We start from the raw sequence: 436 nt of genomic DNA on the forward strand, positions 1-436 counted from the left end.
CTATCTGACTGATTAAATGAACCTTTCAATCGCTTACCATCAATCGCAACTACATCGCCCTGAGTTAATTTAGAACAGTCTTTCATCCAAGAAGAAAAAGAATCTTGAAACTGCGTCATATCAATACGACTCATCACACGAGCGATTGTGTCATGGCGAGGGATACCTTGCTCAAGAGGAACGTACTTCCTGAGCCAATCTAATCTATCATGGCCAAAATCTTCAATATCTTCCCAGCCTTGACACCCAGATATGACAGCGCTGACAGCTAAGAATATGATATCAAAAAGTTTATGGACAACTTTACCCTGCTGGCGAGGATCATCAATTGATTCGAAATATTTAAATAGTTGAATATCAGCCATGGGGGCTCCTGAAAAAGGAGTATAAGATCATACTTTTAAGTCAAGGTAAAGTTCGTGATCTTGCCCTGATC

Annotated in this window: 1 protein-coding gene; it reads right to left on the reverse strand. The window is 40.1% G+C overall.

From position 1 onward, the window contains the following. Positions 1-365 (reverse strand): ISAs1 family transposase (locus H5183_RS21500; protein ID WP_182732692.1); only part of this gene is annotated, 365 nt, incomplete at its 3' end. Positions 366-436: the final 71 nt, after the last annotated feature.

It is taken from the genome of Pseudoalteromonas sp. SR44-8, from assembly GCF_014163635.1.
In the GTDB taxonomy this organism is placed as follows: domain Bacteria; phylum Pseudomonadota; class Gammaproteobacteria; order Enterobacterales; family Alteromonadaceae; genus Pseudoalteromonas; species Pseudoalteromonas rhizosphaerae.